Raw genomic sequence first — 17,638 nt, forward strand, 5'->3', positions numbered from 1 at the left:
GCAAAAGTGAAGACAAGTTATCAAAAGAATAATTTTATTTTCACTTTATAAAAATTATATCAAAAAAGTATAATTTTGTATGTTGTATAATAAATAGAAGAGGCCAAGCTATGATTTGAATAAAGATTGAAGAAAATCTACCATGAATATTGACAAGTATTTTGTTGATAAATAAGAATTTTCACTCTATTTTGAAAAAAGTGTTTTCATTTTTTAATTTTCATATATAATAATTTCACGCCACCAATTTATTGCGCTAAATTAAATCTAAATATTCAGAAAATAAAGTGAATTACGAAGTGGTGGCGTCTTTAGACCGATACTAAGTTTTGGGAGTGATGGTATGAGCAATTCGTTGTTTAGAAAGAAGAGCATTTCAGAGCTAATTGCGGCAACACAAGGGGAAAAAGCGTTAAGAAAGGAATTAGGCTCATTTGACTTAACGATGCTTGGTATTGGAGCGATTATCGGTACAGGGATATTTGTTCTGACAGGTACAGGCGCCGTCACAGCAGGTCCAGGACTTGTTTTATCATTTGTAATTGCAGGTCTTGCATGTTTATTTGCGGCATTGTCATATGCGGAATTCGCTTCCACAGTGCCAGTATCAGGATCTGTTTATACATTTACGTACGCATCTATGGGAGAATTTTTAGCGTTTATCATTGGCTGGGATTTGATATTAGAATATATGCTAGCCGCTAGTGCCGTTTCAGCAGGCTGGTCAGGCTACTTTGTATCGTTTTTAAATGGGATAGGGATTCATATACCGGTTGAATTAACAGCAGCACCAGGTGGTTTAAAGGGTCAAGTGACATATTTTAATCTTCCTGCATTTATTATTTTAATGATCATCACCTTCTTGCTGTACTTCGGTATTAAAGAATCAAAACGAGTCAACAACATCATGGTCATTATGAAAATTGCGGTGATTCTGCTCTTTATTTTAGTCGCTGTGAAATATGTAAAACCTGAAAACTGGACACCATTCGTTCCTTTTGGAACTTCAGGCGTGTTAAGTGCAGCAGCTCTCGTATTCTTTGCATTTATCGGATTTGATGCAGTTGCTTCTGCGGCAGAGGAAACAAAAAATCCATCCCGCAACTTGCCAAGAGGAATCATCACTTCCTTATTGGTTTGTACCATGTTGTATGTGGTAGTCAGTGCCATCATGACAGGCATTGTTCCATTTATGAACTTTGAGGGAGTATCCCATCCAGTGTCTCTTGTTTTACAAGTAGCCGGTCAAAATTGGGTGGCGGGTATTGTAGATGTTGGGGCGATTTTAGGGATGACTACGGTCATGCTTGTCATGCTGTACGGCCAAACACGTGTCATGTTTGCCATGTCTCGTGATGGCTTGGTACCAAAGGTTCTTTCAAAGGTTCATCCAAAACATAAAACACCTTATATCAATACTCTTTTCTTTGGGACATTGTCAGCATTAATGGGTGGATTCATTCCGCTTGATGAGTTGGCAAGTCTAGTGAACATCGGAACACTTTCAGCTTTCATTTTGATTTCAGTTGCTGTCATTGTCATGAGAAAAACACAGCCTGATTTACCGAGAGCATTCAGATGCCCCGCAGTGCCGCTCATTCCAATCTTGGCTATTCTATCTTGCGGACTGCTCATTTATAAGCTTGGCACCATCACATTTGTTCGTTTCTTAATCTGGCTTGCCATTGGACTTGTTGTCTATTTCTTATATTCAAGAAAGCACTCCGAATTAAACAAAAAATAAGAGTGTACAGAAAAAGCCAGTCAAGTATGACTGGCTTTTTAGTATTAAAAACCTAATTGAAGATCGACATCAATCGAGACGATCGCATAGACACAAACGATGACAAAAATATTCAGAACGACGCCTAGGAAACCTGGTCCAGTGCGGCCTTTTTTAATGAACAGTTCAATCACACCGAATGGAACTGCGGCCATTGCAAAAGGAAGCATTTGAAACGAATAAAATGTCACATTGCTAATAATGGCGAGGTTCAGCATGAGCAGCGATAAAATAGCGGTGCCGACTGAAATCCAGCCAAACACATTATGCTCTTTAAAAATTCTTACCAATTCCATAATTCCACCTCGCTCACTTTGGCCGTTTTAATGCGTTTTGTCTTCACAAATTTCTCTATTTCTTTAGAAGGACCTGTGACAACAGAACCGTAAACCGTGACACCATTTTGATTGATGTAGCGTATTCGGTTAGACAGGTCAAGTTCAGGTCTGCCAGAGATCGTTTTTGCCCAGGTTGGATGCTGGTTGACATAGGCGAGGGCATCTTTGAACTGATCAACCTCTGTTTTTGATGTGTGCTGAAGCTCTTTTAAAAATTCAGAGTCTTTCCCGGGGTAACCGATTGGACGCTGATTTCCACTTAATGAATCTTCTGTCTTTATCGCATTCCAAAGCACTTTCATATCATATTTTTTAGCAAATGAATATACGTCTTTCGGTGTGTATGCTTTGTCATAGGATACATACACTTCACTCACTGTTCCTTCAGGCAGCTTGTCTAAAGTAGTGAGTGTTTGTTTTTTAGATGTATCTGCCTGCGACGAAGGGTGCGTAAAGAAATCCTCCGTATTACGTGCGCTGTCGCCATAATAAGAGATCGTAGGCTGCTTTAATTTATCGAAAAACATTTCGATTTGTTCACTGCCGATGGCTTCTGTTTTATTGCCAATTTGTTTTTGTAGCTTAAGTTCTGTGTTCATACCAAACAGTTTGACTTGCCCTTTTAAATCCTTCATATCAATGGCGACATTCGGTTTTGTTAGGGCGACTGTTACAGCGGCCGTTTCCATAAAATGATTGCCTTTACTGTCTGCTCCGCCAACGCCGTAGTATAGATAACTACCTAGTGTACAAAGCGGTAAAATAATCAGTGTAGATATGACAGCAAGCACAGAAATACGTAAATAGGACTTTCTTTTTCCGTATTGTAAAATGGCTTTTTGTTTTTCAGGACTGATGGAGAAGTCTGTCCAATCTGAGTCATTCAGTTCTTGGCTTAAGCGTTTTTCATTTTCTTCGAGCTCTTCTTCAAACGCCATCATTTCTTCTTCATTCATCTCGCCATTATTATACTGTTCCCATCGCTTATTAAACTCTTCATTCATCATTAACACCTCTGTTATATAGTGCTTTTAGGCGCTGCCTTGCACGAAATAAAACACTTTTAAAATTTGCTTCAGTAATATTCATGACCTTGGATGCTTCTTTGTAATTCAGTTCTTTTAAATAATACAATGTCAACGCTTCCTTGTAGTTATCTGGAAGCTGCTCCAAATACATGTTGAGAACTTCTTTTATTTCAATCTGTTCAGCAGGACTTTGTACAGACGTTTGTAAAAGGCCGCCAATGAGATCATCCGATATGGTCACTTCTTTTTTATGTTTCCTGACATAATCAATAAAAGCATTTCGTGCCACCTGAAATAACCAAGGTTTCACTTTGCTATGGTCGTAGGAATGAATATGTATATAAGCACGCATAAAGGTTTCCTGCAATAAGTCCTCTGCCAAATGTTTGTCTTTTGTCATGGAGAGCAGAAACCTGTAAACATCGTTCATATACATTTGATAAATTTCATCGATCGTCACTGATTTTTCTCCCCTCTATGTTATACACGCATAAGAAAGGCATAAAGTTGCACGAAACTTCTCATAGGCCGTACATTACTCATCTCTTTCACCGAATCAAAATCATTTCTCCTTATCATAGCGAAATTTGCATCATTTATAAAGTGTTTTCAATAGAACAAATCAGGAAAAAAACTCAAAAAACGACAATTTTGGACACATTTCTTCCTCTATTCTCTCCTAAAAACACATGCTTGAATACAGAAGGAGCGGTCATCTTAAGTGAAAAGATGATTTTAGTGAACCGTCTCTATTTTATCAGCAGGAGAAAATTTTTAGTACCAGGTAATAAAAAATTTGTTATAATAGAAACAAATCCTTCATTCTTCAAACAAAGGAAGTGCACTATGTATAAATTTTCAGGCTATACCGTCAAAGCATTTTTTGCTCTCCGAGGCGGAATCAAAGTATATCAAAAAGAGAATCTGCCAACAGACCGGGGGTTTGTCATTGCTTGTACGCATGAGGGTTTTGTGGATGTTCTTGCATTAGGCGCAGGAATTCTTCCGTTTGAGATCCACTACATGGCGAAAAAAGAATTGTTTGCAAATAAATGGATCGGCGGATTTTTAAAGAGGATTCATGCTTTTCCAGTTGATCGAGAGAATCCTGGGCCAAGCAGTATTAAAACGCCCATTAAATTATTAAAAGAGGGAAAGATCGTTGGGATTTTTCCAAGTGGAACACGTACAACAGAAGATGTTCCTTTAAAAAGAGGGGCCGTTACGATTGCGCAGCTCGGCAAATCACCAATCGTACCAGCAGCGTACAAAGGACCTTCTAATGCAAAAAGCCTTTTTAAGAAGGGGAAAATGCGCTTAATCATTGGTGAACCGATTGAGCAGTCTGAATTTGATCATCTGCCGCCAAAAGAAAGATTAGGTGCGATGACAGAAGTATTAAACACAAGAATCAAAGAACTTGAAGCTAAGTTAATCGAAAAGGGATAAAGAAAACGACCACTTGCTAAGGCAAGGGTCGTTTTTTTTCTTAAGAAGCGCCTTCTTCAGCTGCTTCTAATAGTTGTTCGTTTAGTTTTTTGACTTCGATGTATGCCACATGGTGTCCATCGACTTCATTAATGATAAATTCATAGCCTTGTTCACGAATCGCGTCATTTTTCTCGACTTCATATTTTTGTGTAAGGAACCAGCCGCCGATTGTGTCGACTTCTTCGTTATCAAGTTGAATACCTAGTAGCAGGTTGACTTGATCCACAAGGACTTTTCCATCAAAGATATAGTGGTCTTCTCCCAGTTTACGCACTTCGTTGATTTCATCAATATCGAATTCATCACGAATTTCACCGACGATTTCTTCAAGGATGTCTTCAACTGTTACAAGTCCTGCTGTACCGCCATATTCATCTGATAAAATGGCCATGTGTACTCGCTCACGCTGCATTTTAAGCAGTAGATCATGAACAGGAACTGTTTCAATTACATGAATAATCGGGTTTACAAAATGTTCGATCGTATCACTTGTGGAACATTCACCACTAATACATGCAGTGAGTACTTCTTTAATATTCACAACACCGATGATGTTGTCTTTATCGCCATCTTCAATTGGATAACGTGTATATTTCTCGACTTTGGTCACTTTCAGCATTTCCTCAATCGTAATATCGTGCGGGAAGCTGACAACTTCGGTACGAGGAATCATAATTTCTTTCGCCAGACGGTCATCAAATTCAAAAATTTTATTCACATATTTGAATTCAGACTGGTTAATCTCGCCGCTTTTATAGCTCTCTGATAAAATAATCCGCAATTCTTCTTCAGAGTGCGCCATGTCATGCTCAGAAACTTGCTGAAGACCGAACGCTTTTGTTAACAAACGAGCAGATCCATTTAATACCCAGATAAAAGGGAACATCACTTTGTAAAAAATCATAAGCGGTCTAGCAAATAGAAGGGACACTTGCTCAGCCTTTTGAATGGCGAGTGTTTTTGGTGCAAGCTCTCCAACCACGACGTGTAAAAACGTCATAATACTAAACGCAATAATAAAAGTGACAATAGAACTAGCTGATTGAGGAATGGACAGCTCTACAAATAGTGGAGCAAGCATGTGCGCAATTGTTTCTTCCCCTAACCAACCAATCCCAAGGGCGGTAATGGTAATACCGAGCTGACAGGCCGACAGATACTCATCAAGGTGAGTCGTGACATGCTTGACAGCAACTGCTGTTTTATTACCTTCTGCGATTAACTGATCAATTCTTGAGCTTCTTAAGCGAATGATCGCAAACTCTGATGCAACGAAAAATGCGGTTAAAGCTATAAGCAAAGCAACTATAAGTAAATTAACTATGTCCAATTAAGGCCTTCGTTCTGACTTTGAGAACGAAGGTAACACCTCCTGTTTAGTAAAAATTTTAACTTAACAGCAGTAAAAATGATTGGACAGCCGTCATCTTCTCAGGTGTAAGCTGTTCTTTTAATTTTTCACGTTGTTCTGGCTGAAGCTGCTTACAACGTACCAAAATGCGGTCCATATGCTCATTCATCCGATCGATATCAGAGGTTAAATGGACAAGTTCGTCATGTTCTTCCTTTTGAGAAGGGAATTGTTCATCTAATCTGGATTTGATGTCAGAAAGAGCCAATCTCTGCTGTTTGCAAAGAACGATTAATTGTAATCGTTTTAAAGCATGTTCATCGTAATAACGATAATTAGAGCAAGATCTAACAGGCGCAAGCAACCCTAGATTCGTATAATAATCTACAGTTCGTTTCGTCACCTGTGCAATCTGTGCTAGTTCACCAATACGATACTTTTTCTCAGCCCCATCTGAACATCTCCTCCTAACCGTCACGTTATAGTTTATGAAAATAGTTTAATATAATTCGAGTCTGAAACACAAGATAATTGTTCAGATTTCCTGCCAATATGAAGAAACAAAGGGCATTTCCATCAATTTAGGTTGTCATCTCTAAAATACTGTAGCGATACAGGAATTTTCAGATTATTTATGGTAAGATAAAATGAATACCGTTTCATATATATGTAGAGAGACGGATTTTACGTGAACCGGAGGTGGTTAAGTGGGGCCCTCAAAGTAGTCTTATTTAATCAGTTAACCGTTTTGCAAAAGACAACATCATCAATCAGGAGGTGACTCCTTGTTCTTCTAAGAAAGAGCAAGGTTAAATGGACGATATTGTTAATCTGAGTATAGTCGGAGTTTTGATTGCTTTAACAGCTTTCTTTGTTGCATCTGAATTTGCCATTGTAAAGGTGAGAAGTTCAAGAATTAATCAGCTTGTTGCCGAAGGGTCCAAAAAGGCTATCATGGCGAAAAAGGTGACATCAAGGCTAGATGAATATTTGTCAGCCTGTCAGCTCGGTATTACAGTGACATCCCTTGGTTTAGGGTGGATCGGTAAACCGGCAGTAAAAGAACTTTTAGTTCGAGGTTTTGGTTTGACAAACATTCCTGATTCAGCAATCAGCCTGATCTCAGCAACACTTGCGTTCTCTATTATTACCTTTTTGCATGTAGTTGTTGGCGAGCTTGCACCAAAAACACTTGCCATACAAAAGGCAGAAAAAATGACGCTTTGGCTGTCAGGACCGCTGCATGCATTTTATATCCTTATGTACCCTTTCATTTATGTGTTAAACGGGTCAGCCCGTGTACTAACGAAAATGATGGGCATCGATATGGGGTCTGAAAAAGAACATTCCCATTCCGAAGAGGAATTAAAGATTTTATTATCTGAAAGCTTAAAAAATGGGGAAATCAACTCATCAGAGTATAATTATATGAACAAGATATTCGATTTTGATAATCGAATCGCAAGAGAAATTATGATACCGCGAAGAGAAATTTGTGCGATTCCAGAAGATATGCCGTTAGACGAAATACTGGCGATCATGACAAAGGAAAAGTACACACGTTTCCCCGTGTTTTCAGGGGATAAAGACCATGTCATTGGCATGCTCAACAAAAAGCAGCTCTTTGCAGATATTGTGTATCTAGGAGAAAAAGATCAACTGAAGCTTCAAGATTATATTTATCCAGTGATTGAAGTGATTGACACGATTCCAATTCAAGAGCTTCTCGTCAAGATGCAGCGCGATCGAATGCATATGGCGATTTTAACGGATGAATATGGCGGGACATCTGGACTTGTCACAACGGAGGATATTTTAGAAGAGATTGTTGGAGACATTCGAGATGAATTCGATGAAGATGAGCAGCCGGTCATTCAAAAGAGAGCGGAGCATCATTATATATTAGATGGAAAAGTGAGATTAGAGGAAGTTCAAGTTTTGATCGAAATGTCATATCATGATGAAGAAATTGATACGATAGGCGGGCTAATCTTAAATGAGAACATTGATATCCGAGAAGGACAATCCATTTATCTTGATGATATTCGGATGAAGGTCTTGGAGATGGATGGACGCTATGTGAAAAAGATCGACCTGAAAAAAGGCGTCACATCATCTGAAAAAGAAAATACACGCACAGGGCTTGATATAAAAGAGCCGCTGTTAGTAAATGAAATGACCTTGAGCGAAAAATAAGCTCAAGGTTTTTTTAGGTATTTAGCCTCTTTTTTGAGAATATATGTTCGTATATAATGAGAACAAACGTTCGTAAAAGGGGGATGGACATGCTCTGGTATGAAACAGCAAGTATCACGGAGAAAAAAACCTCAATGAAACGTATTGAGTTTCATTTAAAAAATTTCAAGAACTATCAAGCAGCCATTTTAAATATTGAAAGACAGCTTGAAAAGCGAAGTTCTCTCCAACATCATCATATGGCACGTCAAAAATTAGAAGAGCAGAAAAGTCAGTATGAACTGATTGTTGCTTGTATTGAAACGGCTTTAAAAGAATTGGATGAAATAGAGCAGCAGCTCATTGATTATAAGTATTTTCGAGATTGGCGCATGGCAAAATGTGCAATCGAAATCGGCTATAGTGAGAAGACACTATTTTTAATGAAGCGCCAGCTGATGGATCAACTGCTCATCAGCCTAGCTGCCATCACAGATATTTAAAACAGAAGTTGTCCTATTTGATAAAACGCCGCAAAAAGGCATAAAGAGCCGATGATTGTCACAAGTAAATAGGCAGCAAGCTTTCCTATTTGACGCTGCATCAGCATCGTCGCAGATTCTACACTAAACGTAGAGAATGTGGTAAAGCCGCCAAAAAAACCAGTTCCTATGATCACTAGCAGTGGATGATTGGACGTTACAGCGCCTGTGAGAAAACCTAAACCGGCTGCACCTAATAAATTAATGAAAATAATACTGTACGGGAAAAGGGCATGGGATGGAGTTTTCTGGATTGTTTGGCTGATGAAGAAACGACATGCACTACCGATCCCTCCAGCTACAGCTGTACAAAAAACAATCATTTATCTGCTTCCTTTCTGCTGCTTATTTTGATGAAAGAGCCGTTCAGCAAGGATCAGGCCTGCTAAAGCAGCGGCTACTCCAGCAATGACTGAGAGCAGGATGTACATCATACTTAAATTGAACTGCCCTGCCTGTAACAGAAGAACTGTCTCTTTAGAAAAGGTGGACATGGTCGTAAACCCGCCGCAAAACCCTGTTCCAATCAAAGCTGCAAGATATTTTTTTCCTTTCTGAAATAGAAAGTATCCTGTCGCAAAACCAAGAAGCAGGCTGCCGGAAATGTTTTCAATCATCGTTGCATAGGGGAATGTCTGGCTGATGACAGTTTGGCTTAGTTCATATCTGCAAAGTGTACCAATCAATCCACCGATAAAAACGGCGAAATAAGTTTTCATCTGCATCATTTCTCCTTTTGAAAAAATAGCGGGTTATCGGTTACCACACCATCAATTGGATATTTTTTGATTCGATCCGCTGTTTTTTGATCTTTTACAGTCCATATAAACACATCCATCCCGAATGTGTGGATGCGGTCTATCCACCATCTATTGATCATCGTTTTCTTCATATTAAGACAATTTGCAAACGAGCTGTATGTCGTTAACTTTCGTTTCGTTAGTTTAAATGCATCAGGCTTGATAATCAAAGCTGTGCGAAGAGAAGGGGCGAATGCTTTGATTCTTTGCAGTGCATGAACATCAAAAGATTGAATGATGATATGACGAGAATAGGCAAACCGATTGATGATGCGGGCAACTGCCTTTTCGATTCCTATCTGCCGTTTTGGGTGTTTGATCTCGATCAATATCCCAATCCGCTGACTGTATCTTTCAAGAATTTCTTGTAATGTTGGAATTCGTTCATTCGTATACTGTTGGTCAAACCAGCTTCCTGCGTCCAGTTTTTTCAACTGATCAAGTGTATAGCTTTTGACTAAGCCGTTTCCGTTCGTCGTTCGCTCAACGGTATCATCATGGATGACGACGACGTGCTGATCCATTGTCATTTGTACGTCTAATTCAATATAATCTGCTCCTTGCTCGACAGCTACATCAAACGCAGCGATTGTATTTTCTGGGGCTGCGCTTGATGACCCTCTATGTGCGATAATATACACTTGCTCCAGCTCCCTGACATAAGTTCTGGTCTTATCATATCAAATGCTTTGGTGGTTTTCCTTCTTTACTATATGGAGAAGAAGAGCGCCGTATTATCATGGAACCTCATGTACCGAAAAAGCTTGATGTATCATTTTGAAAAATTTACAGGAATAGAGCAAGCTTTGATTGAGTAAACCTGAATTACATCAATTTTTCTTCGATCAATTTTGTCCAAATCGTCAGCGTTCGTCAAAATATTAGTGCTTTCGTCATGTTGACTGAAAATTCTGATGTTTTATAATGATGAAAAGGAGGCGAGATGATTGGGTAAAGGGAGAATTAGAGTGGAAGAACGTATTAAGGCCGAAACGGATGCTGAAATGTTTAAAGCGACTCTCCTTGATCAGGCTCAGAAGAAAAAGTAGTTTGCTGCCCGTCGATATGTCTCAAGCCAAAATTTCATAATTGAACATCATGCCTCGGGATAGGTCCCGAGGCTTTTTATATAGAGGTCAGACATTTAAGAGAGGACATAAACGAAGGTTATATTATAAACTAGAGAGGATTGTTTTAAAGGAGAGAGACAGAGATGTTTACACAAAAATGGATGGATACATATTTTACAGTCGATATTGCGATCCAAATAGGCATTAGCCTTTGTATTTTATTGCTTTTTTTATTACTTCGAAAAGTATTTACGAAATACTTGTTTCACCTGCTCTTTAAGCTGACAAATCGGTCTAAAACCGAAGTCATTAACCAAATTGTCGTGGCGTTTGAAAAACCTGCGAGACTGTTTTTTGTGGCACTAGGTTTATATTTTGCGTTAAGACAAGCCCCATACTTTGAGCACCATATGGATGTTATTGTCAAATTGTATAGATCTTCTATTATTTTGATGCTGACGTGGGGGCTTTGTAATCTAACCGCAGCTTCTTCCTTCTTATTTCAAAAAGTGAATTCAAAATTTGAATTAGAGATGGATGATATTTTAGCCCCATTTTTATCAAAGGTTCTTCGGTTTATGATTATTGCACTGAGTATTAGCGTCATTGCACAAGAATTTAATTATGATGTGAACGGACTTGTGGCAGGGCTTGGCCTAGGTGGTCTTGCTTTTGCACTCGCTGCGCAGGATACAGTGGCGAACTTTTTTGGAGGAATTGTGATTATTACAGAGAAGCCTTTTACAATGGGCGATTTTGTAGAGACTCCAAGTGTACTTGGGACTGTAGAGGACATTACCTTCCGAAGCACAAAATTTAGAACACCTGCTGAAGCGGTGGTGACCGTGCCAAATTCGACCCTTTCAAAGGAGCCGATCACAAATTGGACGAGAATGAATAAACGTCAAATTACGTTCTCCGTTCGCGTATCTTACAATACACCGAAAGAAAACATTGATAAGTGCATCAAACGTCTGAAGCAAATGCTTTATGAGCATGATGGGGTTCATAAGGAAACGATTATGGTGAATTTCGATGTGCTGGCAGACAGCTATTTAAACTTATTCTTTAACTTTTATACAAACACAACGGCTTGGTCTGAAAACCTGGATATTAAGCAGGATATTAACTATCGCATTATTGATATCTTCCATGAAGAGGGGGTAGAATTTGCTTTCCCTGGACAGACCATTTATATGAAACAAAAAGGTGAGAAACAGCTCGGTGAATAAAGGAGGAATGGTGGTTGGATCAAACAAAAGTGGCAGCGCTAAGAGAGAGATTATCAAAGGCCTCACATATTACAGTCCTTTCAGGTGCTGGGATGAGCACAGAATCGGGAATTCCCGATTTTAGATCAACGGGTGGACTATGGACAGAAGATACTTCTCGCATGGAGGCAATGAGCCGGTCCTACTTTTTATCACATCCGCATCAATTTTGGCCGAAATTCAAAGAATTGTTTCAAATGAAGATGAGTGGAGAGTACGAGCCAAACGCTGGACATGCTTTTTTAGCCAATTTAGAAAAGCAAGGAAAACGTGTGGATATTTTCACGCAAAATATCGATGGTCTGCATAAAAAAGCGGGAAGCCAGCATGTGTATGAACTGCATGGTTCCATTCAAACAGCTACATGTCCATCATGCGGGTCAACATACGAACTGCCTTATTTATTAAAAGAAGAGGTACCGGTTTGTGAGCGGATTTCATTAGACGGCCGTACATGTGGACGAGTACTTAAAACAGATGTTGTCCTTTTTGGGGACATGGTGAAGCACTTTGATCAAGTGGAGAAATCGCTCCAGCAAACGGACATGCTACTCGTCATGGGAACTTCCTTAGAAGTGGCACCAGCCCGATATATTCCAGAAGATGCTGCTCATCATCCTTCCATCTTTAAGGTCATGATGAATTTAAGTGAAACGGAATTCGATCCGCTGTTTGATCTTGTCTTTCACGAACGAATTGGCGAGCTTGTGAATGCTTTATAAATCATAAAAAACCCGCATCCAATAGGTGCGGGTTTGCTTTATTGTTGTAGTGGCTTCATTGTTTCATCAAGGACTTCAAACGTGTAGCCCTTCGCCTTTAATTGTGTGATCAGACTGTTTAAGTATTTTGCGGTAGCTGGCTGATCATGCATTAAGATGATTTTTGGCTCTTTCGGGTACTTGGTTTCAAGCACTTGCAGCTGATTTAATACTTCTGGTACATATTTTGAGCTTTTATATTTCCAGTCAAGACTGTCAATGGTCCAGTCCCAGTATACAAAGCCTTTTTGTTTTAAACGTGTTTTTTGCTGGTCTGTTAAGTTTGGAGAACTGCCATAAGGTGTTCTCACAAGATGTGTATATTCACCAGTAACAGAAGCCAATATGCGCTGATCTTCTTTCATCTCATTTACAGGAGAATCACTTTTTTGATAAAAGCGTTTCACATCATGCGTGATGCCATGAAGTCCTAATTGATGACCTTCTTGATGAAGTCTTTTCACAGCTGCTGGGTGTTCTTTGATTTGCGGCCCGAGCATAAAAAATGTGGCCTTCACTTGCTGTGACTTTAGCACATCTAACAGCTGATTTGATGTAGCAGAAGGGCCATCATCAAAGGTCAAAAAGATCGTTTGATCCGTTACATGTTTGTTTGGATTGATCTTAAAATGTGCATCTAATGTTTTTGGCGAATCATCTTTTGCTTTCAGACTTGTACTTGTGTCTCGAAATGGACTGCTCGCAGACACTTCATTCGGTTGATCTGCTGCCTGCATATTGGTTTTAGACATATCCCAAATGAAAAAAAGGATCAATGTCAGGATGACTAGACCAATTGCCTTTGAGAGCAGCATCGTGTTTGAAGGTGTCTGTTTTTTCGTAACCCGTTGCATTACAATCGCTCCAATAAATCAGTAGTTTGTGTCGAATCATGTAGTGGATTCTGTCTTTTTTCGCTGTTTTTTGTCGTGCTCATATGGAGTAAGTATACAGGAAAAAAGAGCCTATGAATATAGAAGATGCTAAAAAATTGGAATCTTTTTGGTTATGAATCTATATTTGTTACAATAGAAGGTTATCCAGTCAAATGGATATGAAATAATTCTGAATAATCATTGAAACGTTTACATTTATCCGCTAAGATAGCATCAGATTCAACCATTAAGCAAAGCGAAGGGGAGATTCCATATGAAAGTATTGTACAATGGGGATTTTATTGAAAAAAAAGATGCACATGTTGATATTGAAGACAGAGGCTATCAATTTGGCGACGGAGTCTATGAGGTCATCCGCGTATATAATGGGACTTTGTTTACATTAAAAGAGCATACTGAGCGTCTATTCAAGAGTGCAAAGGAAATCGGCATTCATCTGCAAGGTACAGTATCCGATATGGAAGAGAATTTGAAGAAGCTAGTCGCAGATAATCAAGTGATTGATGGCGGCGTGTATATTCAAGTCACGCGAGGCGTCGCACCTCGTAAACATCAATATGGTGTACTTACCCCTCAGATTACAGCATATACATTTCAAGTGAAAAAGCCTATTCAAGAGCAGACAGCTGGTGTGAAAGCTCTATTGTCTGAAGATCTTCGCTGGTTAAGGTGTGATATTAAAAGCTTAAACCTTTTATATAACGTCATGGAAAAGCAGAAAGCGTCTGAAGCTGGTGCGTTTGAAGCGATTTTAATAAGAGACGGCTTTGTGACAGAGGGGACGTCCTCGAATGTATATGCCGTCATTGACGGTGTCATTCGTACACACCCAGCAAATAACCTGATTTTAAACGGCATTACACGTAGAAAGCTGCTAGAGGTTTGTCAGGAAGAAGGATGTCGTGTGGAAGAAACCCGCATGAGTAAAGACGAACTTTTGCATGCACAGGAAATTTTCATCAGTTCAACGACAGCTGAAGTGATTCCAATTGTAGAGATAGATGGTCAGCCAGTTGGAGAAGGTGTTCCAGGAGAGATCACGAAGCGTGTACAGGAAGGGTTCCAGAAGAAAATTAAGCATGAAAGCGAAGCATCTATTTCTTCGTAAGAAGAAAAAGGCTGTAAACCAATGTTTACAGCCTTTCAGCGTGTAGACAAACCCTCGCATTCTTTGTCAGTCCTGCGTGCTGGTGCTCACGAATGACAAATTCGCTCCGCTCCAGTACTCGTCCTTCCTAGACTGCAAAGGTTTTCTATCACGCTGAAAAGACAAAAGGCTAAAATAAAGTTCATTTTAGCCTTTTGTGATGACATTTATTTCACGATCAGTACAGGTATATCTGATTTGGACGATAACTTTTCACTCACACTGCCAAAGAGCATTTTTTTCAATCTGCTTTGGTCACGTGCTCCCATGACGATGAGGTCTGCTGAAATCTTTTCAGCGTATTCGATAATCGCTTCTGCAGGCTCCCCTTCAACAATTTCAATCGCAGCTTCAAACTGCTCTTCATTTAACAGCATTCTTGCTTCTGCAACGACCTCTTCTGTATGATCTTCAAAAATCAAGGGACTTTGCTGTTCATCTTGAGGTACATACACAGGGGGTGTTTGAAGGTCTGCCATGCCGCCTCCGATATAAGCGCCGCCAGTCATTGGGCGAGGTGCATCAAACACCTGTCTGCTGGATTTCCCATCATGAGCGTAAGCAACGGTCAGCTTGGCATTCAACGTTTTGGCTAAAGCGATTGCCTTCTTTAATGCTTTCTTACTGTCTTCATGTCCATCAAACGCAACGACCATCCGATCAGCTTGAAACAATGTCCTCATTCCTTTCAAAAGGAGTCTATACGTTCATGGTATACCCGTTATGAGAAAAAGATACACATGAAAGCGATTGTGTTTTTGTTAGAAAATTTCATTTATTGAAAAATATTTATTGACAAAATGGTGACAGCCACTATAAGATAAAAAAAGATTCAAGAGCCAAAAGGAGGAAATGTCATGTGCAACATCATTGGAAGAATGAAATCAAACTGCATGAATGGGTTGATTCACGTGACAATTACACCTTCATTGGTCATTGAAAAGGGACTCGTATGTTCCAATTGATCGGATGAATCAAGGCGTATGTTGCGTATTTGTCAACATGCGCCTTTTTATCATGTATAAAAGAGGCGTACCAGTTAGCTGGTTGCCTCTTTTTTTGTTGTATACATTTCGTATCTCGAAATAATGGAATGCATCAACAACTAAATGAAGAGGAGTGAAAGCATGTGAACATGCCAAAGGCAAGACAAATGACAAAAGTTCAAAAAACGAAACAAGGTGACAATCAGGAAAATATAGAAAGCGGCTAGCTTTAAAAGGAGAGACAAACATGTTTTCAGTATTTGTGAAATTAGGCTGGTTCTTTAAACAAGAGTGGAGGCGCTATACAATCGCCATTACGCTGCTGCTCATTGTGAATGTGCTTGAAATGCTGCCACCGAGGTATCTAGGTCAAGCAGTTGATGACATTCGGTCTGGTCAATTTACAACATCCAGTATCTTATTTTACGTAACCATTTTTTGCTTACTTGGTGTCAGTGTCTATGCGCTCACCTACTTTTGGATGTATCAGTTATTTGGCGGCGCAAATGTCATGGAGCGTGTGATGCGCGGAAAATTAATGCGCCACTTACTTAAGATGACACCCACCTTTTATGAAAAGAAAAAAACCGGAAATTTAATGGCGCTAGGTACAAATGATTTGAATGCTGTGGCTTTAACAACAGGCTTTGGCGTTTTAACATTAGTCGATTCCACTGCTTACATGCTGATGATCTTTTTTACGATGGGGTTGACGATCAGCTGGAAATTAACTTTAATGGCCATTATTCCGATGCCGCTGATGGCGATTTTGATAGCGTTTTATGGCAGTAAAATTCATGAACGCTTTACAGTCGCTCAAGATGCATTTGGTGATATGAATGATCGTGTATTAGAATCAGTTGCCGGCGTTCGGGTAATTCGGTCTTTTGTACAGGAAAAACAAGATGTGAATCGCTTTCGAGAAATGACAGATGATGTTTTTCAAAAAAATATGAGAGTAGCGATCATTGATTCATTGTTTGAGCCGACGGTGAAATTGCTTGTGGGGATCAGTTATTTAATCGGTATCGGTTACGGCGCATATCTTGTGTTCCAAAGTGATTTAACCATTGGTGAGCTTGTCGCATTTAACGTCTATCTGGGGATGATGATCTGGCCAATGTTTGCCATTGGTGAATTAATTAATATCATGCAAAGAGGAAATGCCTCATTAGACCGGTTGAATCATACACTCAGTTATCAACCAGATGTAACTGACGCAGCCAAGCCAAAAAGATTACAAGAGCCTGGCGATATTCAATTTGAACATGTGACATTTAGGTATCCAACTTCCTCTAAAGATAATCTAACGGATGTCTCCTTTACTGTACGAAAAGGGCAAACGATTGGTATTACAGGAAAAACGGGAAGCGGAAAAACAACGATTGTCAAACAGCTTCTTCGTCAGTATCCGACAGGTGATGGGAAGATCTTGCTTTCAGGTGTTCCAATTGAGGACATTGAATTGGATCAACTGTTTCAATGGATTGGCTATGTTCCGCAAGATCATGTCCTTTTCTCAAAAAGTGTAGAAGAGAATATGCGTTTCGGTCATAGAGACGCGAGAGAAGCTGAATTAGCACAAGCGATTAAAGATGCTTACTTTGAAAAGGATTTACGCCTTTTACCAGAAGGCTTGGAAACAATGGTTGGAGAAAAGGGAGTAGCGCTGTCAGGAGGACAGAAGCAGCGGATTTCCATTGCACGTGCTTTATTAATTGACCCAGACATTTTGATTTTGGATGACTCGTTATCTGCAGTTGATGCAAAAACAGAAACGGCTATTTTAGAGAATTTAAGACAAAATCGTCATGGAAAAACGACATTTATTACAACCCACCGTCTATCAGCTGTAGAGCATGCGGATCTCATTCTTGTCATGGAAGAAGGACGTATTGTTCAAAAGGGAACCCATCAAGCGCTTATTCAGCAAGACGGATGGTATAAAGAGCAATTTCTGCGTCAGCAGCTGACAAATCAGCTGGAAGGAGGGGGATGA

The 17,638-nt window shown here is 39.5% G+C and carries 19 protein-coding genes; 9 read left to right on the top strand and 10 right to left on the bottom strand.

The annotated features are described in order from the left end of the window. The first annotated feature begins 343 nt into the window (after positions 1-343). Positions 344-1,744, top strand: a complete 1,401-nt coding sequence (locus tag NSQ17_RS04930; RefSeq protein ID WP_338704850.1) for an amino acid permease — start codon at positions 344-346, stop codon at positions 1,742-1,744. Positions 1,745-1,788: 44 nt separating this feature from the next. Here NSQ17_RS04930 and NSQ17_RS04935 read toward each other — a convergent pair whose 3' ends face one another. From NSQ17_RS04935 to NSQ17_RS04945, 3 genes are read right to left on the bottom strand one after another with little or no spacing between them, the layout of a single operon-like run. Continuing rightward, positions 1,789-2,079, bottom strand: coding sequence for a hypothetical protein (locus NSQ17_RS04935; RefSeq protein WP_008348984.1), 291 nt, complete (start codon positions 2,077-2,079; stop codon positions 1,789-1,791). Next, positions 2,067-3,125 (bottom strand): anti-sigma factor, encoded by a 1,059-nt coding sequence (locus tag NSQ17_RS04940; protein WP_342468083.1) that lies wholly within the window; start codon positions 3,123-3,125, stop codon positions 2,067-2,069. The genes NSQ17_RS04935 and NSQ17_RS04940 overlap by 13 nt, the downstream gene beginning before the upstream one ends. Beyond that, complete coding sequence (locus tag NSQ17_RS04945) at positions 3,118-3,609, bottom strand: sigma-70 family RNA polymerase sigma factor (protein ID WP_008348979.1); 492 nt, start codon at positions 3,607-3,609, stop codon at positions 3,118-3,120. The genes NSQ17_RS04940 and NSQ17_RS04945 overlap by 8 nt, the downstream gene beginning before the upstream one ends. A 386-nt stretch (positions 3,610-3,995) precedes the next feature. Here NSQ17_RS04945 and NSQ17_RS04950 point away from each other — a divergent pair, with 386 nt between their 5' ends. Beyond that, positions 3,996-4,598 carry a 1-acyl-sn-glycerol-3-phosphate acyltransferase gene (locus NSQ17_RS04950; protein WP_024719965.1) on the top strand — a complete coding sequence of 201 codons (603 nt, stop codon included), beginning with the start codon at positions 3,996-3,998 and terminating at the stop codon, positions 4,596-4,598. Between the two features lie 40 nt (positions 4,599-4,638). Here the strand turns inward: NSQ17_RS04950 and NSQ17_RS04955 are convergent, their stop codons facing one another. Further along, positions 4,639-5,970, bottom strand: a complete 1,332-nt coding sequence (locus NSQ17_RS04955; protein WP_008348975.1) for a hemolysin family protein — start codon at positions 5,968-5,970, stop codon at positions 4,639-4,641. A gap of 58 nt (positions 5,971-6,028) precedes the next feature. Continuing rightward, the gene (locus NSQ17_RS04960) at positions 6,029-6,469 is read right to left on the bottom strand and encodes a MerR family transcriptional regulator (protein ID WP_268381626.1); all 441 of its coding nucleotides are present in this window, start codon (positions 6,467-6,469) and stop codon (positions 6,029-6,031) included. A 335-nt stretch (positions 6,470-6,804) separates the two neighbouring features. Here NSQ17_RS04960 and NSQ17_RS04965 point away from each other — a divergent pair, with 335 nt between their 5' ends. Beyond that, a complete protein-coding gene (locus tag NSQ17_RS04965) occupies positions 6,805-8,187 on the top strand; it encodes a hemolysin family protein (protein WP_342467910.1) in 1,383 nt (460 codons plus the stop codon). 89 nt (positions 8,188-8,276) lie between these two features. Continuing rightward, positions 8,277-8,669 carry a hypothetical protein gene (locus NSQ17_RS04970; RefSeq protein WP_017360342.1) on the top strand — a complete coding sequence of 131 codons (393 nt, stop codon included), beginning with the start codon at positions 8,277-8,279 and terminating at the stop codon, positions 8,667-8,669. On the opposite strand, the gene NSQ17_RS04975 is transcribed toward NSQ17_RS04970, so the two are convergent. From NSQ17_RS04975 to NSQ17_RS04985, 3 genes are read right to left on the bottom strand one after another with little or no spacing between them, the layout of a single operon-like run. Continuing rightward, on the bottom strand, positions 8,666-9,031 hold the full coding sequence (locus NSQ17_RS04975) for a CrcB family protein (RefSeq protein ID WP_007497111.1): 366 nt from the start codon (positions 9,029-9,031) through the stop codon (positions 8,666-8,668). The genes NSQ17_RS04970 and NSQ17_RS04975 overlap by 4 nt on opposite strands. Further along, a complete protein-coding gene (gene crcB, locus NSQ17_RS04980; RefSeq protein WP_034647784.1) occupies positions 9,032-9,433 on the bottom strand; it encodes a fluoride efflux transporter CrcB in 402 nt (133 codons plus the stop codon). Beyond that, the gene (locus NSQ17_RS04985) at positions 9,433-10,149 is read right to left on the bottom strand and encodes a glycerophosphodiester phosphodiesterase family protein (protein ID WP_045034845.1); all 717 of its coding nucleotides are present in this window, start codon (positions 10,147-10,149) and stop codon (positions 9,433-9,435) included. The genes crcB and NSQ17_RS04985 overlap by 1 nt, the downstream gene beginning before the upstream one ends. A gap of 306 nt (positions 10,150-10,455) precedes the next feature. On the opposite strand from NSQ17_RS04985, the gene NSQ17_RS04990 reads away from it, so the two are divergent. The 3 genes from NSQ17_RS04990 to NSQ17_RS05000 all read left to right on the top strand — a co-directional run bounded on the left by NSQ17_RS04990 (position 10,456) and on the right by NSQ17_RS05000 (position 12,571). Next, entirely contained in the window at positions 10,456-10,557 is a 102-nt protein-coding gene (locus tag NSQ17_RS04990; RefSeq protein ID WP_017360338.1) for a YhdX family protein, read from the top strand. A 164-nt stretch (positions 10,558-10,721) separates the two neighbouring features. Further along, positions 10,722-11,810 (top strand): mechanosensitive ion channel family protein, encoded by a 1,089-nt coding sequence (locus NSQ17_RS04995; RefSeq protein WP_024719970.1) that lies wholly within the window; start codon positions 10,722-10,724, stop codon positions 11,808-11,810. A 14-nt stretch (positions 11,811-11,824) separates the two neighbouring features. Then, positions 11,825-12,571, top strand: coding sequence for an NAD-dependent protein deacylase (locus NSQ17_RS05000; RefSeq protein ID WP_342467911.1), 747 nt, complete (start codon positions 11,825-11,827; stop codon positions 12,569-12,571). A gap of 38 nt (positions 12,572-12,609) precedes the next feature. Here NSQ17_RS05000 and NSQ17_RS05005 read toward each other — a convergent pair whose 3' ends face one another. Continuing rightward, positions 12,610-13,464 carry a polysaccharide deacetylase family protein gene (locus tag NSQ17_RS05005; protein WP_024719972.1) on the bottom strand — a complete coding sequence of 285 codons (855 nt, stop codon included), beginning with the start codon at positions 13,462-13,464 and terminating at the stop codon, positions 12,610-12,612. Positions 13,465-13,759: 295 nt separating this feature from the next. On the opposite strand from NSQ17_RS05005, the gene dat reads away from it, so the two are divergent. Next, complete coding sequence (gene dat, locus NSQ17_RS05010; protein ID WP_024719973.1) at positions 13,760-14,614, top strand: D-amino-acid transaminase; 855 nt, start codon at positions 13,760-13,762, stop codon at positions 14,612-14,614. Positions 14,615-14,820: 206 nt separating this feature from the next. Here dat and NSQ17_RS05015 read toward each other — a convergent pair whose 3' ends face one another. Next, positions 14,821-15,327 carry a universal stress protein gene (locus tag NSQ17_RS05015; protein WP_342467912.1) on the bottom strand — a complete coding sequence of 169 codons (507 nt, stop codon included), beginning with the start codon at positions 15,325-15,327 and terminating at the stop codon, positions 14,821-14,823. Between the two features lie 559 nt (positions 15,328-15,886). Here NSQ17_RS05015 and NSQ17_RS05020 point away from each other — a divergent pair. Further along, a complete protein-coding gene (locus tag NSQ17_RS05020) occupies positions 15,887-17,638 on the top strand; it encodes an ABC transporter transmembrane domain-containing protein (protein WP_342467913.1) in 1,752 nt (583 codons plus the stop codon).

Source organism: Bacillus sp. FSL W8-0629, from assembly GCF_038593225.1.
Classification (GTDB): domain Bacteria; phylum Bacillota; class Bacilli; order Bacillales; family Bacillaceae; genus Bacillus; species Bacillus altitudinis.